At 34.4% G+C, this 21,692-nt stretch carries 18 protein-coding genes; 8 read left to right on the top strand and 10 right to left on the bottom strand.

Features of this window, described 5'->3' with window-relative positions:
* Window positions 1-69: 69 nt before the first annotated feature.
* The 3 genes from MHB65_RS01155 to MHB65_RS01145 form a co-directional block, all read right to left on the bottom strand.
* Entirely contained in the window at window positions 70-1,980 is a 1,911-nt protein-coding gene (locus MHB65_RS01155) for an AraC family transcriptional regulator (RefSeq protein ID WP_342442224.1), read from the bottom strand.
* A 155-nt stretch (window positions 1,981-2,135) separates the two neighbouring features.
* Window positions 2,136-3,080, bottom strand: coding sequence for an ABC transporter substrate-binding protein (locus MHB65_RS01150; RefSeq protein WP_342442223.1), 945 nt, complete (start codon window positions 3,078-3,080; stop codon window positions 2,136-2,138).
* A 101-nt stretch (window positions 3,081-3,181) separates the two neighbouring features.
* A complete protein-coding gene (locus tag MHB65_RS01145) occupies window positions 3,182-4,762 on the bottom strand; it encodes an AraC family transcriptional regulator (protein ID WP_342442222.1) in 1,581 nt (526 codons plus the stop codon).
* Between the two features lie 99 nt (window positions 4,763-4,861).
* Between MHB65_RS01145 and MHB65_RS01140 the strand changes: the two genes are divergently transcribed.
* On the top strand, window positions 4,862-5,818 hold the full coding sequence (locus tag MHB65_RS01140; RefSeq protein WP_342442221.1) for an ABC transporter substrate-binding protein: 957 nt from the start codon (window positions 4,862-4,864) through the stop codon (window positions 5,816-5,818).
* Window positions 5,819-5,856: 38 nt separating this feature from the next.
* Here the strand turns inward: MHB65_RS01140 and MHB65_RS01135 are convergent, their stop codons facing one another.
* Together MHB65_RS01135 and MHB65_RS01130 are read right to left on the bottom strand one after the other, a co-directional pair.
* The gene (locus MHB65_RS01135) at window positions 5,857-6,831 is read right to left on the bottom strand and encodes an AraC family transcriptional regulator (protein WP_342442220.1); all 975 of its coding nucleotides are present in this window, start codon (window positions 6,829-6,831) and stop codon (window positions 5,857-5,859) included.
* Window positions 6,832-6,920: 89 nt separating this feature from the next.
* Entirely contained in the window at window positions 6,921-8,078 is a 1,158-nt protein-coding gene (locus MHB65_RS01130; protein WP_342442219.1) for an MFS transporter, read from the bottom strand.
* Window positions 8,079-8,298: 220 nt separating this feature from the next.
* On the opposite strand from MHB65_RS01130, the gene MHB65_RS01125 reads away from it, so the two are divergent.
* The 5 genes from MHB65_RS01125 to MHB65_RS01105 all read left to right on the top strand — a co-directional run bounded on the left by MHB65_RS01125 (window position 8,299) and on the right by MHB65_RS01105 (window position 14,062).
* Complete coding sequence (locus MHB65_RS01125; RefSeq protein WP_205446472.1) at window positions 8,299-9,270, top strand: ABC transporter substrate-binding protein; 972 nt, start codon at window positions 8,299-8,301, stop codon at window positions 9,268-9,270.
* Between the two features lie 97 nt (window positions 9,271-9,367).
* Window positions 9,368-11,002, top strand: coding sequence for a helix-turn-helix domain-containing protein (locus MHB65_RS01120; protein ID WP_342442218.1), 1,635 nt, complete (start codon window positions 9,368-9,370; stop codon window positions 11,000-11,002).
* 34 nt (window positions 11,003-11,036) lie between these two features.
* On the top strand, window positions 11,037-12,221 hold the full coding sequence (locus MHB65_RS01115; protein WP_342442217.1) for a helix-turn-helix domain-containing protein: 1,185 nt from the start codon (window positions 11,037-11,039) through the stop codon (window positions 12,219-12,221).
* A gap of 45 nt (window positions 12,222-12,266) precedes the next feature.
* Window positions 12,267-13,265 (top strand): ABC transporter substrate-binding protein, encoded by a 999-nt coding sequence (locus MHB65_RS01110; RefSeq protein WP_342442216.1) that lies wholly within the window; start codon window positions 12,267-12,269, stop codon window positions 13,263-13,265.
* Window positions 13,262-14,062, top strand: a complete 801-nt coding sequence (locus MHB65_RS01105; RefSeq protein WP_342442215.1) for an alpha/beta hydrolase-fold protein — start codon at window positions 13,262-13,264, stop codon at window positions 14,060-14,062. Before MHB65_RS01110 ends, MHB65_RS01105 begins: the two co-directional genes overlap by 4 nt.
* Window positions 14,063-14,530: 468 nt before the next feature.
* Here MHB65_RS01105 and MHB65_RS01100 read toward each other — a convergent pair whose 3' ends face one another.
* Both MHB65_RS01100 and MHB65_RS01095 read right to left on the bottom strand, forming a co-directional pair.
* Window positions 14,531-16,531, bottom strand: a complete 2,001-nt coding sequence (locus tag MHB65_RS01100; RefSeq protein WP_342442214.1) for an ABC transporter permease — start codon at window positions 16,529-16,531, stop codon at window positions 14,531-14,533.
* Window positions 16,518-17,285, bottom strand: coding sequence for an ABC transporter ATP-binding protein (locus tag MHB65_RS01095; RefSeq protein WP_342442213.1), 768 nt, complete (start codon window positions 17,283-17,285; stop codon window positions 16,518-16,520). The genes MHB65_RS01100 and MHB65_RS01095 overlap by 14 nt, the downstream gene beginning before the upstream one ends.
* A 199-nt stretch (window positions 17,286-17,484) precedes the next feature.
* On the opposite strand from MHB65_RS01095, the gene MHB65_RS01090 reads away from it, so the two are divergent.
* Entirely contained in the window at window positions 17,485-18,147 is a 663-nt protein-coding gene (locus MHB65_RS01090) for a response regulator transcription factor (protein ID WP_342442212.1), read from the top strand.
* Window positions 18,144-19,169, top strand: a complete 1,026-nt coding sequence (locus MHB65_RS01085) for a sensor histidine kinase (protein ID WP_342442211.1) — start codon at window positions 18,144-18,146, stop codon at window positions 19,167-19,169. The genes MHB65_RS01090 and MHB65_RS01085 overlap by 4 nt, the downstream gene beginning before the upstream one ends.
* Window positions 19,170-19,176: 7 nt before the next feature.
* Here the strand turns inward: MHB65_RS01085 and MHB65_RS01080 are convergent, their stop codons facing one another.
* Genes MHB65_RS01080 through MHB65_RS01070 form a run of 3 tightly spaced genes read right to left on the bottom strand, consistent with a single transcriptional unit; the run spans window position 19,177 to window position 21,565 of the window.
* A complete protein-coding gene (locus MHB65_RS01080; RefSeq protein ID WP_342442210.1) occupies window positions 19,177-19,911 on the bottom strand; it encodes a hypothetical protein in 735 nt (244 codons plus the stop codon).
* 12 nt (window positions 19,912-19,923) lie between these two features.
* Complete coding sequence (locus MHB65_RS01075; protein WP_342442209.1) at window positions 19,924-20,658, bottom strand: hypothetical protein; 735 nt, start codon at window positions 20,656-20,658, stop codon at window positions 19,924-19,926.
* Window positions 20,651-21,565 carry an ABC transporter ATP-binding protein gene (locus MHB65_RS01070; protein WP_342442208.1) on the bottom strand — a complete coding sequence of 305 codons (915 nt, stop codon included), beginning with the start codon at window positions 21,563-21,565 and terminating at the stop codon, window positions 20,651-20,653. Before MHB65_RS01070 ends, MHB65_RS01075 begins: the two co-directional genes overlap by 8 nt.
* Window positions 21,566-21,692 lie beyond the last annotated feature (127 nt).

Below are 21,692 nucleotides of genomic sequence, written 5' to 3'. Positions count from 1 at the left end.
TGATCTTTTTTCAACAACATGAAAATCACTCAAGCAATCTAATACTTGAGTGATTTTAAGGGAATTCATTTATTTTTCTTTTGCATGCTGTACTAGCATTTCTGTCACTTCTTCAATCTGACCTCGGATTGAAATAGGATCTGAAAACCAGAAACTCCAGCCATCAATTTCAAAAATTTGATCATTTTGCACAGCATCTAGCGTTTTCCAAACTGGTTCGTTTTTATAATCATATGTTTCTGTCGCTTTATCAACAGCCACAAAAATATAATCACCTGCATAATTTGGAAGTAATTCAGGCGATAATTCCAGCCACGGCTTTTCAGGATCAATTTCCTCTACTACTTTTGCGGGTGGCGTTAGTCCAAGCCCATCATAAAATGATCGCCCTGTATAACCATTACCGTATAATGTTATATTCTTTGTTGCTCCACCATCAAAAACCGTCACCGTTTGATCCTTACCAATGATATCTTGAACTGTTTGTCTCGCTTTTGCTACCTTTTGATTATAGTCATCTAACCAAGCCTTCACTTCTTCCTCTTTATCTAAAATTTTACTAAACTCCTCCAATGTTGCATCCATTTCTAAATTAACAGGTATTAAGACTGTTGGCGCTATTTTTGCATATTCTTCGTATTTCTTATCATCCCCAGTAATGATAAGGTCGGGCTTCAAATCAACTACTGCTTCAAGGGATTCTTCAAAATAAGTAATTCCTTCATTATGCTCCTTCAGGTAGGGGCTTTTCATATAAAGCTCCTGTGTTCCTACTGGTTTAATGCCCATAGTTAATAAAAAACCTGGATAATAATCGGTTACGATACGTTCTGGGTCAACAGGAATTTCGACATCCCCCTTCACAGTGGATACAATTTTTGTTGTCGACTGTACTTCCGTTGACTCATTAGCTGGTGCTTTTGTTTCTACATTATTAGAAGCAGTAATGGCAGTACCAGAACATGCACTAAGCAATAAAGTGAAGCATAGCAATAAAGTTGCCATCATAGAGGGCTTTGTTTTTTTATTCATCGATAAATCTCCTTTTGTTTTATATTGATAATAATTATCATTATCAATATAATGTCGTATCCACTTTTTATCATTAGACAAAGAAAGCCGATACATAGGACGATACGATTTATGCTTATCTGGCTGTTGTTTAAATTGCATTGGGGTTTGCCCACTGTACTTTTTAAAGATACGGATAAAATAAGAGACATCTTCATAGCCAACACTCGAAGCAATCTCCTGCAAGCTCGAAGTTGTATGTATTAACAACTGCTGTGCTTTTTGTATTCTTATCTGAATAAGATAATCAATGATACTTCTACCCGTCTTCTGCTTAAATTGCTTAGCTATATAGGGTACACTATAATTTAACATTTGGGCAAGCGACTCCCGGGTGATGGGTTGACTGTAGTATTCTTCTATATAAATTTGGATTTGCTCCACAAGATCTGGCTGTTGAACAATGACATGCTGTTGGCTTAGTTGCTGCAAAAACTCATAAACACATTGATAAAAAAGTGCCTTGACATGAAAATGCTCTAGATTGTCCTGTTTGAGCCATTGCTGGTACATCGTTTCAACTTTTTGTTGTAATGTGAGTGCATTCGAAACTTGAAAAACATATTGAAGCTGAAAAGGTTTTTCACGTTCCCATATTGCTAGTAAACCTTTTCTATGGGGAAGAGGTAGCGTTGCTTTATAGAGAATTAAATAGTACTCTACTATATCTTCTACAGCACTGATGTGTAGACAACTTCCTTTACCAACATGAGCTATATAAAAATTTTCTATCTTATAGGATTTACTATCCAACAATATAGTAGCTTTTCCTTTTATTGTGTACAAAAAACCGCTAGCTGGTAAACGATAGGAGCTAAGCTGTTCATCACGTTGCATCTTTGTATAACGAATATCCAACACTTGAATGGATGCTGCTTTCCATAGAAGGATATGATCATCTATATTCACTATTTGTTTTCACACCTTTCTAGTCAAATCATAGAATGGGTCCCTTGTGAACATTATAAATGATAAACATTCTCATTAATATCTTTAATTGAAATAACAAAAAAAGAAGCACCTTCATTACTAAAGATGCTTCCTCTTTTCCCAAATTATTTAGCTTATTTTTTATTCGTTAGCCAGTTTGTTAATTCCTCTACTTGAGCCAACACGGCTGTTGGGTCGTAATACCATGAACGCTCCTCAGGCCAAATATAAAGGTGATCATTTTTTACTGCAGGCAGGCTACCCCATATTGGATCGTTCTTAAAATCTTCAACTGTACGATCATCTGAAGTCAAAATAATGTAGTCTCCTGCATAATCCGCCAGCACCTCTTCGGAAATTTCAGCCCACTGCTTTTCCATGATTTCATCTGCTACTTTAGCAGGTGGTTTGCGACCAAGTGCCTGATAGACTGGTTGTCCACCACGTCCAAAATTATCACCATATGCATAATAAGTTTTGCCTGCATCCTCTATAATAGAGAAGCTTGCATCCTCTGGAATAATCGCATCTACCTGTGCTTTGGCATCGGCAATCTTTTGATCATATTGCGCCAGCCAATCCTTAGCTTCTTGCTCTTTGCCAAGTAACTCACCAAAATAGGTAAGTTCTTCGTGTGCATCCTTCAATTCACCATAAGGAATGACAACTGTAGGAGCAATTTTACTTAAAGCATCATAATTTTCCCCATTGCCAGTAATAATCAAGTCCGGCTTAAGCGCTATAATCCTCTCAATGGACGGTTTCCCATAATCGCCTATTTCTTCTACATCCTTTAATGCATCCTTTAAATAATAGTTTTCAAGAGCTAACCCAGGAGCCCCCACAGGTTTCACATCTAATACAAGTAAACTAGCAATATACTCTTCTGCTACAAGACGCTCTGGATTAGTCGGAATAACAACCTCACCATTTGTCGTCTGAACCGTTTTTGTCTCTGCTTCTTTTGTATCTTGTTCTGCAGTCGGACTAGCGGTCTTTTCCTTTTCACCACAAGCCGTTAACAGAAGCAGTAATAGAAGAAACAATGGTACTATGAATTTTCTATTTTGTTTAAGCAATTTTTTCCCTCCATACATTTCAGTTGATAATCATTCTCAATAATTGTAGAAGAATGTTAAATAACTGTCTATGCATGAAAGTGATTTGTTCCCCTGTACATTTATGATGTTAATACTTCCATTAATTTTTGCAATTGAGTAGCTGTAGATAATGGATCATAGCCATAAAATATTTCATACTGATTCATAAAATACACCTGTTTCTTTTGCACTGCTGTAAGTGACTGCCATTTTTCTGAATGTAATACCGTTAAGAGACGCTCTTTTCCAAAATCTTTTGTAGGAAGAGCGGTGACAAATATATAATCAGCTGGATAGTGAGCAATATCTTCAATATCTACTGTTAAGTAACCTGTTTGTTCAATATTTCGTGTGACAATCGCATCTGGTCGACTAAAGCCCAAATCTTCGTACAGTATATGACTCCCTCTCCCATGACTACTATTTAAACAATACGCTTGATGACTTCCTATTTCCCAAACAATAGCAGTACCCCTTGCCCCAATTTGTTGGTCAAGAATATCGTTACATTGAGCTATCTGTTCATCATATTGCTGGAGCCAGCTCTTACATACTTCTTGTCTATCAACGATATTGGCAATCAACCCAAATTGCTCTCGCCAGCTTAATTGTCTACATGGTAGCTCGAATATAGGAGCTACTGACAGTAATGATTGTTTTTCATTACCACCACTGTAGTTAATAATGACATCTGGACATGCTGCGGTGATCTCCTGATAATTTGAAGCAATACCATACTCATAGATACCATACTCATAGCCTTTAAGTTTCTGCGAAGTAGAGACAGGCTCGATACTCTCTAGAAATGGGGAGTATACACCCAACACTGGCGTAATACCAAGAGCTAGTAAGCATGCTGTATGATTGGTATTGAGCGCAAGGACACGCTTTGATTTCTGATAATAGGCTGTTGGTGATACACCCACTAATTCTTTAAATTTCCTACTTAAATAAGTCCCCTCATTGTAGCCAACTTCCTGAGCAAGCTCATCTAATTTAGGCATTGTAAACAATAGCCTTTTCTGTGATTCTCGTATTCTTAGCAACGTTAAATATTCACTATACGTATAGCCTGTATGCTTATGGAACGTACGAGAAAAATGCTCTGGACTTACTTGTGCTTTTTCAGCCATCTGCTCTCTTGTTAATTCTTCACGGAAATATAGATTAATATAATGAAGTACTTTATCAATCCATAGTCCTTCTTGTTGTTGTTTATTATCACGTAAATGGCTGTACAGCACTTCTAGCAATTCACCGAATAATTTTTGTAAACGAAACGGATTATTGCCCTCAGCGTTCGCTTCCTTTTCTACTTCTTTAGCTAAATTCATAAGTCGATAGGAGCATTGCTCAATTAAGATAGCATCTTGTAATAAACGATCCGTTTTGCAGCCATATACACGATATTGAATGACGATTCCTTTACTTTCACATGTTTCAAGTAGATGAAAATCGTCAGTATCATCTAAAAGCATAACAGAATTTGGACTAAGCTGAACGTGCCTACCTTGAAGCGTACACTCTAAATATCCCTCATACACGATGACCATAAATGGGTGGATGGATTGTGTTCCTATGTCACTTAACATTTCATTTAATTTCACTATTTGTATAGGTTGATAAAAAAGATGGGACAGTAACTGATTGTCTTTGTACATTTTAGTTCTATCTCCTAAACATCAAATTGATATTGATTATCATTTTCATTATAATGAAATAGAATGATAGAAATCAATTGAAATAGGAGGCTTATAGCTTTGAAAAAATTTATAAAAAAGAATGCCTTTTTAACTGGCATTTTAATTATTTCCATCCTTTTGGCTGCATGTGGAACTCAATCTTCTTCCACAACAGAGAAAACAAAGGAAGAAAGCTCCAATCAAGTCTTAACAGATTCAATAGCCCATGAAGTGACCATTCCTAAAAATCCCCAACGTATCATAGCTCCCTATCTAGAAGATCACCTTGTAGCATTAGGTATAAAGCCCGTTGCACAGTGGTCCGTAAAGAGTGGGACATCTATCCAAGATTATCTTCAGGATTCATTAAAAGATATTCCAACGATTGAATTTGACCTTCCCTATGAAGCTGTTACAAGCTTTAATCCAGATTTAATTGTAATCGGTTCTCCTGAAATTGCTGAAGGTGAAAAATATGAGCAATATAGCAAAATTGCCCCTACTTATGTAATGGGAGCAGAGGATAAAAATTGGCGCAATAAACTATTAAAAATGGGCGAAATTTTTGGTCAAACAGATAAGGCAAAGGAAGTCCTAGCAGATTATGATCAATTCGCTAAAGAGGCAAAAGAAGAAATTCACAACAAAGTCGAAAATCTTTCAGCCACTGTGATCTGGAATATTAAAAATTCAATCTACATGGTAAGTGACACAGCTTCTAGTGGTGTTGTTCTTTATGAGGATCTTGGGTTACAAACTCCAAGCCTTGTGAAAGAGGTGTCAGCATCTGCTGCTGGTGATTGGTCACAGGTTTCTTTAGAAAAATTCGTTCAAATAGATGCTGACTATCTTTTTGTTATTAACAGTGATAGTGCAGGTAGCTCTGAATTGCTAAGCGATCCTCTTCTAGCTAATATACCAGCCATTAAAAATGGTCATGTTTATGAATTCGAATCAAGTTCAAGTTGGTTATATTCAGGTGCTATTGCCAATCGCCAAATTATTCAAAATGTATTGGCTAGCATAGTGAAGTAAAAAAAGTCCCTTCAGCTTTGTCCAAAAGCTGAAGGGTTTTATTGTGATCTGTATCTGACAAAGTCTCGCGGATTCAGCCCATATTTCTCCTTAAAAACCTCTGCAAAATGACTCGGATTAGAATACCCAACAGCATTCGCTACTTCCATAATATTCATTGTCCCGCTTTGTAATAAATAACATGCCTTCTCCAAACGTTTTTCACGCAAATAACCAAATACTGTTGTGCCATACATTTCTTTAAAACCCTTTTTCAATTTATAATCATTTAATCCAACTAAACGAGAAAGCTCCATTAACGATGGAGGATTCAGCATATTTTCTGCCATAATGATGCGTGCTTGAACTAGTTTTGCTCTATCATCCCGTGAGAATTCCATTGGGTTTGTTGAATGAGGAAAAAAGGTTTGGCATGTTCTTGTTAAAAGCTGTAAAGCCGTACTTTCTAGCTCCAAATTAGTCAATCGATTAGCTGCTAGCGCTTCTAACAATTGTTTTACCATAAGCATATCTAGTGGATTAATATTCTCCTGAAAGAAACGAAAAGGAGATCCACCAAGAACTGTTGAAAACTTGGTAGAGGTACCATCATTCCCATTAATTTTTTCCATGTAATGATTAAAAGTTGTTACAGGGATACCAATGCCAACCATCTGATAAGACTCATCTTTATTAAATATAAAATTTGCCTCTACTTGCTCCATCAATTGCATTGTACATGTCCCAGCCGTTACTTCAAACTCACAATTGGAAATATGTACACCTCGCGTCCCTTGCAAGCAATAGCTAATTTCCACCATTGGCTTTGCTGTGGAGACATTCATTCGATGTTCCTGATGAAAGGAATAATCCGATACAACTACCTCTAAATCTGTACGAGGTATAAAACGATGTATTGCCCCTTCCTTCAAAGTTGATTGGAATGACATATATTGTGTTGATTTTTCCTGCGGTTCTAGTATTTCAAGCGCATGAAAAAATTGAGCAAAATTTTGATGAAAATCCACACTCATAGCGTTCACCATCCTTCAGCACTTTATTGAGAATAATTATCAATAATCAACTAAAGTATAGCAAAGAGACATCCTTTCCGCTATGAAAATTAGCTTTCTTCTGTAGTCAGCGAAAATGCTAACAAGATACCTAAAAAGAAAACTGCCGCTCCAAAGCCATAAGCAACTGAAAATCCTCCAGCATGCTCAATTAACCAGCCAGCTAATCCTGGCCCCATCATTTGACCTACTGCATAAAAAATTGAAATAAACCCGATAGCCGATGCAACATATTGGGGCGATACTTGCTGACTGGCTTTCATCTGTATCAGGACAAGAACACCACCAAGTGAAGAACCCCAAATAATAGAGGATAGTATAAACCCTCCAATGTTTTCAAACATCATTGGCAATAAATCGCCGACAACTGATAGTAGTAATGCCGTTGTTAATGCTTTTTTAACACCCATTCTATCTGCTAACATTCCCCAGAATGGAGCGCCTCCAATCGACACAATTCCAGCAATGGCATAAATGGAGCCTGCTAGCCCATTGGATAGTCCAAGACTTTTCATATAACTTGTTTGGTATAGATTAGGAATAAGATAGACTAAACCAACGGCAAAATAAATACCTGCAATGATATACAGCTGCTTACTGCGCCATGTTGTTGTTTTTTCCTGTACGGTATCCCTCTCGACAAAATTTGGTTGCTTTATCGCCCAGGATGCTAGCAACACGACGATCAGTGTCAAAATCGCAAAAACTAACCAAGCTCCACGCCATCCTAGCGTAGGAAATCGTTGCAGCATAAAGGGTACAAGTAAACCTGATAATAGCATCCCTATCCCGGCTCCACTCATTAACAGCCCCATGACTGTACCTCGTTTTTTAGGATACAGGTTAATGGCTATCGATAGTAATGGCGTATAGACAAGTGCACTCCCTGCCCCTGCAAGGAACAGTGTGATGGCAGCCCACGAGAAATTTGTGACGAACACCAGTCCCATTAACCCTAAAATGACACAGGCTCCCCCTACTAACAGAACATTTTTTGCACCAATATGTGTTGTAAGTACTCCGGAAAGCCCTACTGTTAGTAAATAGCCTAAAAACAACATTGTTCCTAAGTAACCAGATTGAGAGGTTGTAAAACTCAATCCCTCCTGCATAAATGGCAAAATAATTCCATATGCCATACGACCAAAACCCGTAGTTGTAACGATTAATAGCATACCTGTTATGACAAACATCCAAAAATTCTTCATCTTTAAACCCCTTTCATTACACGAATCTTAATCCAATGAAAGGTCCATTCTCCACCAATGGAAGGATGCTGATACGGTAAAACGGATTTTATTTTAAAGAGACAGTTAGATTTTTGGATAAACCTTAATGACCCCTTTTCAGTTTGTCCATTGTCCTAGGCCACAGACTAATTTATGCTAGCCTATATCGATAATGATTATCATTTACGGAGGAAGAGACATGAAAAAATTAAATCGACATATGCTCATTTGTAGCCTATTATTGCTGGTTGGAATCATGCTGGCTGCTTGTGGTTCAACTAATGAAGAGACAAAGAAAGAAGAGACGAAGAAAGAAGAGGCAACAACGTCAGAATCAACAACTCGTGTTTATAAGGATTATTTAGGTCATGAGGTTGAAATTCCAGTAAATCCTGAGAGAGTGGTTTATCATGGAGAAGGATACGGTGATTTACTTGCATTAAATATCAAAACAGTTGGTGCTGGCTTCTCTTGGATTACAAATTATGCTTGGGAAGATCGTGTAAAAGATGTGGAGGACGTTGGTTTTCCTATTAATGTTGAGAAAACATTGTCATTAAAGCCTGATCTTATCATTATTGGTACTTCAGATGATAAGACATATTCACAGCTTTCTAAAATCGCTCCAACTATCGTGTTTGATACTTTCGCGCCATTAAGCCAACGTTTAACAGAGCTGGGCGATATACTTAATAAAAAAGAAGAAGCAACTCAATGGATGGATGCTTATACAGAAAAAGCGGATAAAATGTGGGAGTCGCTTGTAGCTGATGACATCATTAAACCAGATGAAACGGCATCGGTTTTAACATATTATCCAGGAGATCGATTATTTGTCATGGCACGTGCTGGACTTTCTCAAGTTTTATACGATTCAAATGTTCTTAAACCTGGTGACAAAATACAAAAAATACTTGATGATGGAACAGGCTTTGCTGAAATCTCCACAGAACTTCTTCCGGAATATGCTGGTGATCGAATTTTCATCCTAACACCAGTCGATGATGAAGCAAAACAATCGACAAAAGAAATGATGGAAAGTCCAATTTGGAAGAACCTACCGGCAGTGAAGAACGGTCATGTCTACACATTTGATATTGAAAAAAGTGATAGCGATGCCTCAACAAGAGAATGGCTGTTATCACAATTACCTACTATTTTAAAAAAATAACTAACAAGAGACATTTCATCTTTGTTGAAATGTCTCTTTACTTTTTATACAATACAGTTAATTGATAATCATTTTCATTTACTAAGGAAGTGAACAGATGGAAGACAACAAATCAGCTTCTATTAACAATGATTTACTATTTCATTTAGAAGATATTGACTGTATTTCGCAGAGCTATCCGTTTATCTCGACTGCTCATCATACGATGATACTTTTTACAGATGGCTGTGGGACATTAACGATTGATGATATACCCTATTTGGTGACGAAAGGAAAAATTTTTCTTGTACAGCCCCATTCTATGATTGATTTATCGGATATAAATCATGGTTACCGTTTCTATAAAATTGCCTTTTCAGCCTTTCAGCTAAAACATAAGCACCCTTCTCCACATCTAGGATCTATTTTTTCTGATGAAGTGGAATATACAATTTATCCTTATACACGAATAATTCGTCTTACCGAAGATCTGTATAATTTAAATCCTAAATTGGATTTTCTTAAACAACAAGGAGTCTTGTATGAACTATTAAATTTATTATTTGAACATCAGCTTCATATAAACTACCAGTTGACAATGACAAAGGCAGTTGAAGAAACTATCGACTATATACATAACTATTTTCAACAGCCTTTAACAGTGAAAAAGCTAGCGGAGCTCGCCCATATAGCTCAATGGCAATATAGTACGATCTTCCAAACCTTAACTGGGAAGAAACCGCTAGATTATATTACAGATTTACGTCTTACAAATGCCAAGGAATTATTACTACAAACAAATGAGCCATTAAAAGATATTGCGCAGCAAGTCGGATTTGATGATGAATATTACTTTAATCGCCGCTTCCGACAGGTAATTGGGATTCCTCCAAAACAGTTTGCACGACAATATAAACAAAAAACAGTTGTAAAAGATTGGACTGGACATGAGGTAGCCATTCCTTGCTCACCTCATCGTATTATTTATCATGGAGAAACGTTTGGAGATATGTTGATTTTTGATGTGCAGCCAATAGGTGGTGACAAAAACTCTATTAGTAAATCCTTTTATAAAAACCATGTTCCTTATATTCAAGATGTTGCCTTTCCAATCAATCTTGAAAAATCTTCGAAGCTGAATCCTGATTTAATTATCTTTACCAGTAGTGACGAGCAGCAATATCAAGCGCTATCATCTATTGCACCAACGATTACCCTCAATTCCTGGGATTCATTAGAAGAGCGTGTTCTTTTATTAGGGCAGTGGCTTAACCAACAACAGCGTGCAGAAGATTGGCTAGAACATTTTAAAATCCAAGAAAAAACTATGTGGCAGCAGCTACAAACAGTTGTAGAGCCTGGTGAAACGGCATCAGTTTTGACTTTTGATCATGGCAAACGCCTTTATATTATGGGCTGTATAGGACTGTCCCCTGCCCTTTTTCATCCAGATGGATTTCAGCCTCACCCACAAGTCAAAAAACTACTTCAAGCAGGTGAGGGGTATAGAGAAATACCAATAGATCACTTACCTCAGTATGCTGGTGACCGCATCTTTATGTTGTTATCTAATAAACCAGAATCGCAAATGGCTACGATGGAATTGATTAATAGCGCTATTTGGAAAGGACTCCCTGCTGTACAAAATAACCATGCTTATTTAGTAGATGCAACAAAGTGGAATTATGGTGATGCCTTTACAAGAGAGAAGTTACTCGGTGCATTACCAAAGCTATTGGTTACTGCAAAGTAATTCTCACACTTATAATAAGGGGTGACATTAAGATATGAAAACGGAAAGTATGACAGATATGACTACTCAAATATCATTAAAGGATATACGAGATTATATTGCTAAAAACCATCATCAACCTCTCACAATTGAGCATCTAGCACTCATTTCTGGTCTGAGTTCCAGCTACTTTGGAGAGGCCTTTAAAAAGGCATTCGGTCAAAGTGCCACAGATTATTTAACGGCGCTACGCATTGGACATGCCAAGCAATTACTGCGTGATACTGATTTATTACTTCGTGAGATTGCTAGAAAAGTTGGTTACAGTGACGAATTTTATTTTAGTAGAAAATTTAAAAAGGAAGTTGGAATTTCACCTTCTGCTTATAGTAAAATGGCTCGCCAGCGAGTTTCTACTTTTTCGGTATCCGCTACTGGAAACTTATTAGCGCTTGGTATCATACCAGTAGCAGCTCCGCTGAATGCTAAATGGAGTCCTTATTATTACAATCATTACCAAGAGAAAATTCCAGTGCATGTTAATATATTTGATGCAGAATCAGAGGACAACTTCAAAAAATTAGCCTCTGCTAAGCCAGACATTCATATTTTTCAAGAGGAACCCTCCCTCTCCATGCTTGATTGGCTTCAAACAATCGGCATCAAAAATGTCTATATACAAGCAAAGGATTGGCGAACACAACTGAGAGAAATAGCTGTAGCTGTCAAAAAGCAAAGCGTGGGTGAGCATTTCATTCAAACATATGAACAAAAGGTATTACAGGCAAGGTTAGAAATTAATCAAGTTACTGGAAACGATACTTTTGCCGTTCTTCGTTTATGCGGTGATCAATTATTTTTATATTGTAATAAAGGGATTCAGGATGTACTGTTTACAGATTTGCAGCTTCGTCCTGTCAATGCGCAACAACAAACATATAACGAGCTTATTACACTTGATCAGCTAGTCAATTTAAACCCTGACCGTTTGCTATTTATCATTTGTCCAGATTCGCCAACTCGAAATTATTGGCTTACTTTACAATACCTTGATCGATGGAAAGAGCTCCATGCCGTAAAAAATGGACATGTCTATGTTTTACCTTCGAATCCTTGGTTTGAATACTCAGCTATTGCTATAAACCGAATGCTAGATGAAATGTTGCTTATGCTAACCGGAAAAAATCCAAATCCTTTTCCTGTCCCCGTCCATGGTAACGTATCTGACGGTGATTTATAATTCTATTTGAGAATGATTATCACCGGAAGGAGACTTTGATGAACAATGAAACAAAATTGTCGTAATCAATGTCATACAATTATAAAATCTGCCTATTTATTAGCTATGTTTTTGCTAACGATTGGCATACTAACGGCCTGCAATACCCAATCAAGCAATAAAGAGGAACAGGTAGAAACGCAGGCAACCTCCGAAAGTACAAAGGAGCAAAGTGTTTATCCGTTAACACTAAAAGATGAGGTCGGTAATGAGGTAATACTACCAGCTAAGCCTACTAAAATTTTTGCACCTGTCATGGAGGATTCGTTATTAGCTCTTGGTATCAAGCCTACTATGCAATGGTCCAACGGTGTTAAACCACAGCTCTATTTACAAGATCAGCTACAGGGTGTACCTGAAATTAGCTTTGCAAGTGGTCCCCCATCAGCCGAAGCAATTATGGCAGATAAACCAGACTTAATTATTTTGCACAATTCATTTTATGTGGAAAATGGCACATATGAAAAATACGCAAAAATCGCACCAACCTATGTTTTCAATAATGCCGCAAGTGATTTACAAGGCTCTATTAAAGTTTTAGGGCAACTACTTGATGAAACAGACAAAGCTGAGCAGGCTTTACAGGGTTATCAAGAAAAGGTGGATGCAGCAAAAACAAAGCTAGCTTCCATAACAGAAGGTAAAAAGGTCGCGTTAATTCGCTTTAATGCAAAGGGTATGTTTTTTATGACGGATGAGTATTTCAGTGGGTATGTCTTAACACATGAATTAGGATTTGAACAAAGCAGCTACGTGAAAAATGGTGCCTTCGAGGTATCATTGGAGATTCTACCTGAACTAGATGCAGATTATATTTTCTTAATTAATGATGGTAGCCTAGGGGATGAATTTTTAAATGAGTTGAAGAATAGTCAAATTTGGCAAAGTACGTCGGCATTCAAAAACAATCAAGTATTTGAAACATCCGAGGATTATTGGCTAAATGGTGGTATTCATGCACAAGGTAAAGTGATAGAGGATGTATTGGAGTTTCTAGCGCCATGACAATAATGACTAAGAAACCATATACATCCGAAAACTACTTTGAATATGCCATGACGTCTCGTCAACAGCTAGACTATCGCATTTTAATTGCAGCCCCAACAGATGAACCACCAGCAGATGGTTATACTGTTATTTACGCCTTAGATGGGGATGCCCTTTTTCCAACGCTTGCAGAGGCAGTGAAATTACAAACACGTAAACCAAAAGGCTATGATCCCATTCTTGTTATTGGCATCGGCTATCCCTCAAAGGAACCTTTTGATATGGAGCGACGCTGTCACGATTTTACACTACCTGTTAGTGAAGAACATCTGCCACCACGTCCAGATGGAACGCCTTGGCCTCCAAACGGGAAAGCCAATGAGTTTCTAGACTTTATTGAAGATGAGCTCATGCCTGCTGTCGCAAAGGAATGGCCAATCAATAAAAAGAAACAAGCGATTGTTGGTCATTCCTTAGGTGGTCTTTTCACACTATATGCTCTATGTGCTAGACCCCATTTATTTAGTCATGTAGTAGTCGGAAGTCCCTCTGTTTGGTGGGCTAACAATGCCGTACTAAAAGAAATAGATCGATTTGCTGAAGCTTGGAAAAGTCAGCATACTATTAATCTCCTACTTACAATCGGTGCTAACGAGCTGCCAGATATGCTTGAAGGAGCTGATCAAGCGGCTGAACGAATGAAACGTTTAAGCAACCAAAACATTCATACTAATTATGTGAAGTTTGATGAGGAGGACCATGTGAGCGTCCTACCTTGTATGCTTAGTCGCCTTCCCCGTTTTTTAGATTCCTAGCAGAAAGCCCAAGTGGTAATCATTCCACTTGGGCATTTTTATACTATTTACTTCTCTTTCTCTAAACGATCCTTGAGCATGCTAGCGATTTCCTCAACCTGTGATTCTACAGCAATTGGATCATAGGGCCAGAAACGTTCTGGGTTTAAGTTGAATACTCTATTATTTTTAACTGCTTCAATTGTCAATTGTACCGTGCATTTATAAGAAAAATTGTGAGGAACCAGTCATTTAAAAACGAAAGTTAGTTCTAAGATCATTTAACCAAGAATAATGCTTTTTTAAACTAAATGGCTTATTAATTTTTTGCATTCTTTATTTTCTTTTTACGGATAACCTTAAATAAAATGGTTACGATGATTATGATCATTATAAAACTTAAATATGGGATCCACCATTTAATAGTTTCAATTATTCCCTCCGATAATCCAAAACCCATTAGAAATTCAGTCATATTACCTACTCCTTTTATTTAAGTCTATTGTCTAAAATTACTTGTTTTGCACTCTGATAAGTTGCAATGAAATATATTACATATAGCAACAAAATAATACCAAAGCTTAAATACATATTCTGTTTGATAGAAACTTCAAAAAATGGTTCTAATTTTTCTAATACAACCTTAGTAGTAAAGATTGATATGAAACTAGCTAAAATTAAAGGTGAAATAAAATAAAATCCAATTTGTCTAAATAACAACCTATTAATCATTTTTTTATCTGCACCAATTTTCGATAATGTCAGGTATCTTTCTTTGTTATCCTGGGTTTCTGTTAATTGCTGTAATGCTAGTATTGATAACGTGACAATCATTAAAATTATTCCTAAGTAACTGCTAATAAAAGCTATTACTCCAAATACGCCAAAGTAAGTGTCTTGTATCACACTCTTAGTTACATAATAAATCTCTCCATCAAGAGATTTTTCAACCCATTTATTATTCATTATTTTATAGACCGTGCCCTCAATTTCTTGAGAGGGAAAAACACCATTCAATAAGAAACTATCAGGATTCATATAATTTCTCATATTGTCTGGAACAACCACTGTTCCTACATCATTTGCCCTGGTTGAATTTGTTAAGTAAGTAATGTTACCAAATATTTTTTTGTTTGCAGGAGTAAGCTCCTTGTCACCAATTCTTATTTTCCCCTCTTTATTTAAGAAATTTTGAATATGTTTATTAAAGGGTTCATAGTTTGCATTAATAATGAATTTATTTTCTCCCAACCGAATTCCTTCTTCTCCAGATAGTTCCAATATTTTATTGTAATCTGTTTCAGTTATTAAAGTAACTTGTGACATAAGTATCTCTTGTTCTAAATCAGATAGTTCTACTTGTTGCTCTTTAAACAATTCTCCATAAGTTAAATCTGCATTAAACAACATTATCTCTACATAACTTTTAAGATTTTCTTTGAGTGGAATGCCATCTTGTTTTGCTGTTTCTAAAAGATTTTTGTTATCCTCATAGGGTTTTACAATTGTTAAGTCAAATGGAGTTGCCGTGGTAACTTGTTTATTCATAGAACTTGTAACACTAAATCCTGTACCTAGAACTACTAGTGAAGCTATCAGTAATGCACTTAAGATACTTATTACTAGAAAATTAATTTGCATTTTACTTCCGAATTGTCGAAACAAAAATGAATTTAGTTCTTTAAAATACAGCTTTTTGTTTCTTTTAGCCAAGAACACCATCACACCGGAAATTGTATAATAAAACAAAATAATACCAAAACCAAGAAGCGAGACTATCACAGTTAAATAATTCTTATCAAGTCCGAATTTCATCAACAATAGTATTCCAGTAGTTATTAAAGTAATTGCTACTAAAAAAAGGCTACTTGTCGCCCATTTGTTATAGACCTTTAACTCTTGATTTTTACGATTCGCAATTAATAAATCGATAAGTTTAATATTCATAATATTACGAGCATTAAAAAGTGCTACTATAATATAAATAATAGAAAAACTTATAATAGTTTCTTTTATAGCTTCTTTTGATAACAACAATTTATATCCTACTGCATCACCTACAAACATTTTTAAAGCTAATATCGAGATTACTTGTGACATTAAAAATCCTAGCCCAAGGCCTATAATTAAAGCAAATAACCCTACCAAAAAAGTCTCACCTACAAAAATAAAGGATATCCGCCATTTACTCATCCCTAATGTCATATAAATACCCATTTCTTTTTTTCTTCGCTTCATTATAAATTGATTGGCATATATGATAAGAAAAGCAAAAACAATTGCAATAAACCTTGTTAATAGTCCAATATACGTAACTAATGCATCCCCAAAAATCTCCATAGAATAATTTAAATCATTTAAAGCTGGTTGAGATGATACTGAATTAAATGCATAAAATAGGCTAACACCTAAAACAAGAGTTAGAAAATAGATAGCATAATCTTTAATACTTCTGCCTACATTTTTATATATCAATTTAAAACTCATCATTGATATTTCCTCCTAGTAGTGCAACAACCTCCATTATTCGATTAAAGAAAGTTTTACGATCATCTTTTCCTCGTATTAGTTCATTAAAAATTTCTCCATCCTTTAGAAAAATAATCCTTCTGCAAAAACTTGCATTATAAGGATCATGAGTAACCATCAAAGTTGTGGCATCTTGTTGCTGATTTAATATTTCTAAATTTTTCAGCAACATTTTAGCAGATTTACTATCAAGAGCCCCTGTTGGCTCATCGGCTAATAATAATGTAGGCCTTGTAACAATTGCTCTCGCTGCCGCAATTCTCTGCTGTTGTCCTCCTGACATTTGATATGGGTATTTGTACAATACTTCCTTTATATCCAAAGCAGCGGCAACTCTATCGACTTCATGTTCAATTTCATTCACTGGATAATTAATTATAGATAATGCCAAAGAAACATTTTCAAAAGCAGTTAGTGTATCTAGTAAATTATATTCTTGAAAAATAAAACCTAACTTCTCACTTCTAAATTTTGATAATTTATGGCCCTTTAATTTTGTGACATCTTCGCCATCTATAAATACATGACCAGCCGTAGCAGTATCAATGGTTGAAATACAATTAAGTAAAGTCGATTTACCACTTCCACTTGGTCCCATAATTGCTATAAAATCGCCTTTTTGCACTTCAAATGAAATGTTTTTTAATGCATGGGTTACATTACCCTTATTACCATACACCTTTTCAATATTTTCAACTTTTAATATTGTATTCACTTCCCAATTCCACCCCTTTTATGGATGACTTATCCTTTTGCTACCATAATATTACCATTCAATGAATTAACAAAAAATCGATTATTGTATCATAATATTACCGTTTTGTAAGTTTACTTACTATGCACTATAATATAATTAAAAGATATAAATAATGGAAATAAAGACATTCATTGGTTCAATTAAGGGGAAATTAAAAATGAAAATATTCATTATCGAAGATGATCCAATTATCAGAAAGGAACTTTTTGATTTTCTAGAGAGATATGGGTATGAATGCATAAGTGGCGATGATTTCACAAAAATTGTAGAAGATGCTCTACAAAGCATGCCGCATTTAATTATTTTAGATCTTAACCTTCCTTTTCAAGACGGTTTTCAAGTGTGTCGTGAAATTCGGAAATTGTCTTCTGTGCCCATTATTATAGTAACTAGCCGTGACACTTCCTTTGACGAACTATTAAGTCTTCAAATAGGAGCAGATGACTTTATTACAAAACCATATGATTCACAAATCCTTTTAGCTCATATTCAATCCGTTTTAAAAAGAACTTACGAAATTTCCAAAAGTGCTATTCTTTCTTATAAAGATTTAACACTGGAAATATTAAAGAGCAAAGCTATTTATAATAATAAAGAAATAGAACTTACAAAGAATGAATTATGTATTCTTAGATTATTGATGATGAATAAAGGAAACGTAGTTTCTAGAGATGAAATAATGAATGAGCTTTGGCAAAACGGAGATTTTGTTGATGAAAATACCTTAAATGTTAATATATCAAGGTTAAGGCGCAAATTGGAATCAATCGGTTTAAAAAAATATTTATTAACGAAGAGAGGACAGGGTTATCAGTTATGAGTTTAATTGAATTTTTTAAGGAAAAACAGTTAGCAATACTTTTTCATTTACTATCATTGCTAATTATCTCTAGTGTCCTCTACTTGTATAATGAAAATGGAAGTTTAGTAATAGTAATAGATTTGATTCTTCTATTTTTCTTTTTCACACCAATTTTATTTAAATATTATCAATTAAGGAACTATTACGATGAAATAAAAAATATTTCAAAACAAATCAAAGAAAAAACATATATTGCAGATATTGTAGAGGAACCCCCTTTTTTTTCAGGGAAATTCTTCTACAACATCTTAAATGAAGCAACAAAATACATGAATGATTGTATTTTCTCTTTGAAAAACTCACAACGTAATTATACCGACTACATTGAACTTTGGGTGCATGAAATAAAAACACCAATCACTGCACTAAAGTTAATTATAAGTAACCATAAGACACCTGAAAATATCCTTATTCAAGAAGAACTATTAAAAATAGAAGGTTATGTTGAACAAGCTCTATACTATGCAAGAAGTAGTACTTTAAATCAAGATTATAGAATAGAAACATTTACACTTGATAAGGCTGTAAATTTAGCCATTAAATCATTATCTCTAAGTATTATTCGTGCCAATGGTAGTATATATAAGGATAACCTTGATTTGAAAGTCACATCTGATTCAAAATGGATTATTTTTATTTTAAAGCAATTAATAGATAATGCTATCAAATATCGTCATAATCCGCTTAAATTATCCTTTATTGCTAAAAAAGTAGAAAACGGTACTTTATTGTTAATATCAGACAACGGTATTGGTATAGCTTCATCTGATATTGAGAGAATTTTTAAACGTGGGTTCACAGGAACCAATGGTAGAAACTATGTTAAATCTACTGGTATGGGTTTGTACCTTTGTGAAACCTTGTGCAAAAAATTAGGGTTACGCATAAGTGTAGATTCTCAAGAAGATACTGGCACTACATTTAAAATATATTTCCCTGATAAACTGCGATTATTCCAAGAATCGAAACAAAATATATAGAGTTTATTTATTTCAAATCCCTTTTTTTGATTATATAGAGACCTATTATATAGGTTACTACTGAAAAGAAGCTTAAGTAAATAATATTATTAATATTGTAGTATAGAGTAGAAAAACCATCAGAAGCAATGTAAAATGGTGTATTCTCCATAATCGTCTTCATCCAACTGTCATCTCTTTCTACAATTTGTATACCAATGTTATATAAAAAAATATATAGAACATATCCAATTATTAATGAGTAAACGCGATTAAACGTAATAGAAATTGTAAATATACCTACTGATAAGATAGAAGAGAAATAAACTATATATACAATCCAAACTGAGAATAGTGTACTTAGGATCTCCATACTAGAGAAATGTTTACCTATGATAAGTTGAACAGTTAATCCAATTAATATATTAAAAATGCCATATAGAGAAGTATAAAATAAAAATGAAACACTTTTAATATGAATTATTTGACTTCTACTGTACATACTACTAAATACCATTTTCGAAGTTCCAAAACTAAACTCGGATCCTATCATATTACTGCCTAAGTAAATAAAGTAAATTTGTATAATAAATAAGGAAATACCAATATTTCCGCTTAACTCTACGCTTTTACTTAAATTCATCTGATAATAAAGAACATTATCAATAATTGTAGCAATAAATAATATTATTAAAAAAACGCATGTTGATGTATCAAATATTTTCTTAATTTCCATTCGGCTTATAGAAAACATACCAGTCATATTATCAATCTCCTATATTTCTCTTTTATTAATAATTATTAAAGATATTAAAAATAATACTAAGCCTGTTAATGCTAAACAAATATTATTTGATATTGATAAATTATTATATTGCATTCCCTTATAAACCAAAGCCAGTGGATTCTCTTTAATCCAAAGAGCTAATTTTGTTGTAGAGTCTAATTTTATTAAAATAATACCTCTAATCATACTCTCAAATGAAAACATAGAAATAATGGAAACTATTGTTGCAATTTGACTGAACGTAATAAACCCAATGATGAAAGATAAACTTGAAACAAAAAAGGAAATAAGTAAATAATTTGTTAGATTAGTGAAAATATCGTGTGTAAGATTATTCAGAGTAAATTTATTATGTTCCAATACCCACAATAAATTGGCTAGTAATCGATGAATAGTTCCTACAATACATCCAATTAAAATCAATGAAAGTAATTTTGATAGAACTATATTTATACGTGATAAAGATCCTGTGAATATAATTCTAGAAGTTTTTAATGAAAACTCTCTTGACATAATAAAAGAAGGCATAATGAGAATAATATAGTACGAAATATCACCAAAGTAATTGTAATATGTATCCAAATCCGAAGGGGATGGGTACATGGGCCTTTTTAGATAAATTGTAATAGTGTACAAAACTGCAATAAATAAACTTGACCAAATGCCATATCTTTTGAATAATTGTTTAACCTCTAATATTGATATTCTTATAGTGCTATTCAATCTTATTTCCTCCCATTAACTCAAAAAATCTCTTTTCTAAATCTTTGCGAAGTGGATAAATAGCATTTATACTAATTTTATTTTTTACTAAATCTACTATAAGAGAATCAGAATCTTTATAAAGATATTGAAATTTTACTTTATCTTGATCTATTTCTATAAAAGGTATGTTTTGTATATCATTTAAATAGTTTTTTACCATTTCTATTTTTTTAGTTTCTATGATAAATTCATGTAGCTCTCTATCAGTCTGTTTTTCTGTTTTTAAATCAATATAATCTACTACTGTTCCCTTCTTCAAAAACAAAACTTTATCACAAACAGCTTCAATTTCTGATAAAATATGGCTGGATATAAGAATTGATATCCCTCTCTCTTTTGAAACTTTCCCCAATATTTCTCTTATTTCAGCAACTCCTTCTGGATCTAATCCATTTGTGGGTTCATCTAAAATCAATAATTTAGGATTATTAACTAATGCCTGTGCAATTCCTAACCTCTGTTTCATTCCTAAAGAATACCTTTTTACCTTCTTATGAACAAAACCTTCAATCCCCAATAAATGGATTACAGATGAAACATTATCTCTATCATATCCCCCTGAAATCTCTGCAAAATAAATAAGGTTATCCATTCCACTCATATGGGGATAAAAACTAGGGTATTCAATCAGTCCTCCAATACGTTTTATATGTTGTAAAGGTTGCTTTTCAATATCAAACCGAACCTCCCCCTCAAACTTCGTTATTAATCCCATAATTATTCGCATAAGGGTTGTCTTTCCTGCACCATTTGGTCCAACTAAACCTATTACTTCACCTTTTGGAACTGAGAAAGAAACATTATTAATTACTTTATTATTTCGATAACTCTTTGTGATATTCGACAATGTTAAAATATTACTCATTTCTTCTCCTCCTTCTAACGCATCTTATCAATTACACGCAACAATTTTACTGATTTCCAATAAAAATGGTTTATAATTACATTTTATTAAAATAAGGATTTATTGTAAAATAATAGAATTCATAAGA

The organism is Lysinibacillus sp. FSL K6-0075 (assembly GCF_038592945.1).
GTDB classification, from domain to species: domain Bacteria; phylum Bacillota; class Bacilli; order Bacillales_A; family Planococcaceae; genus Lysinibacillus; species Lysinibacillus fusiformis_F.
This window is presented reverse-complemented; position numbering and strand designations above follow the sequence as displayed.

Excerpts from the sequence above, each read along its gene's own strand:
- MHB65_RS01145 (WP_342442222.1), bottom strand. The coding sequence starts at position 4,762 with ATGTACAAAGACAATCAGTTACTGTCCCATCTTTTTTATCAACCTATA.
- MHB65_RS01135 (WP_342442220.1), bottom strand. The coding sequence starts at position 6,831 with ATGAGTGTGGATTTTCATCAAAATTTTGCTCAATTTTTTCATGCGCTT.
- MHB65_RS01130 (WP_342442219.1), bottom strand. The coding sequence starts at position 8,078 with ATGAAGAATTTTTGGATGTTTGTCATAACAGGTATGCTATTAATCGTT.
- MHB65_RS01125 (WP_205446472.1), top strand. The coding sequence starts at position 8,299 with ATGAAAAAATTAAATCGACATATGCTCATTTGTAGCCTATTATTGCTG.
- MHB65_RS01120 (WP_342442218.1), top strand. The coding sequence starts at position 9,368 with ATGGAAGACAACAAATCAGCTTCTATTAACAATGATTTACTATTTCAT.
- MHB65_RS01115 (WP_342442217.1), top strand. The coding sequence starts at position 11,037 with ATGAAAACGGAAAGTATGACAGATATGACTACTCAAATATCATTAAAG.
- MHB65_RS01110 (WP_342442216.1), top strand. The coding sequence starts at position 12,267 with ATGAAACAAAATTGTCGTAATCAATGTCATACAATTATAAAATCTGCC.
- MHB65_RS01105 (WP_342442215.1), top strand. The coding sequence starts at position 13,262 with ATGACAATAATGACTAAGAAACCATATACATCCGAAAACTACTTTGAA.
- MHB65_RS01100 (WP_342442214.1), bottom strand. The coding sequence starts at position 16,531 with ATGATGAGTTTTAAATTGATATATAAAAATGTAGGCAGAAGTATTAAA.
- MHB65_RS01090 (WP_342442212.1), top strand. The coding sequence starts at position 17,485 with ATGAAAATATTCATTATCGAAGATGATCCAATTATCAGAAAGGAACTT.
- MHB65_RS01085 (WP_342442211.1), top strand. The coding sequence starts at position 18,144 with ATGAGTTTAATTGAATTTTTTAAGGAAAAACAGTTAGCAATACTTTTT.
- MHB65_RS01080 (WP_342442210.1), bottom strand. The coding sequence starts at position 19,911 with ATGACTGGTATGTTTTCTATAAGCCGAATGGAAATTAAGAAAATATTT.
- MHB65_RS01070 (WP_342442208.1), bottom strand. The coding sequence starts at position 21,565 with ATGAGTAATATTTTAACATTGTCGAATATCACAAAGAGTTATCGAAAT.